The organism is Rhodococcus sp. LB1, from assembly GCF_001583455.1.
Lineage (GTDB): Bacteria > Actinomycetota > Actinomycetes > Mycobacteriales > Mycobacteriaceae > Rhodococcus_F > Rhodococcus_F opacus.
Genome location: NZ_LTCZ01000344.1, coordinates 1 through 623, shown reverse-complemented (window position 1 = coordinate 623; position 623 = coordinate 1). Strand labels below are relative to the sequence as shown.

Annotated in this window: 1 pseudogene; it reads right to left on the bottom strand. The window is 70.1% G+C overall.

From position 1 onward, the window contains the following. Positions 1 to 623, bottom strand: a pseudogene (locus tag AZG88_RS34805) (IS3 family transposase); the annotation flags it as partial.

The following is a 623-nucleotide window of genomic DNA, read 5'->3' as shown; positions in this document are numbered from 1 at the left end:
GTCGCATTCAGCGACTCGGCGGCCGCGTTGTCCGCCGACGTTCCGACCGCACCCCGCGATCTGGTCACCCCCAACTCGCAGCAGAGTTCGGCGAATTCCGCCGATGCATATTGAGATCCGTTGTCGGAGTGGAATATTGATCCATCGAGCCCGGCGGCGCCACGACAGGCGGCCGCCGCCCGCAGCGCGTCGGTGACCAACTCGGTGCGCATGTGGTCGGCGATCGACCTCACCGTCACCCACCGGCAGGTAGGTGATGTCCCCGACGTACCTGGTGTTCGGTGCGCTCGCGGTGAAATCCCGCCGGACCAGGTCCGGCACCGGGGCCGCGTCCGGGGCGGGGACGGTGGTGCGCACCGGTTTGCGCAGATGCAGCCCGACGATCCCCTTCACGCGCATGACCCGTTCGACCCGCTTGTGATTGACCTCGATCCCGGCATCGCGCAGTTCGGCGGTCACCCGTGGGGCCCCGTAGGTGCCGTCGGAGTCGTCGTGGATGGCGCGGATCCGGGCGGCCAACTCCTCGTCGGCGGAGGTGCGGGCGGCCCGGGCCGGCGCGGCGGCCCGCCACCGGTAGAACCCCGAGCGGGAGACCTCGAGGATCTGGCACAGCCACTTCACCG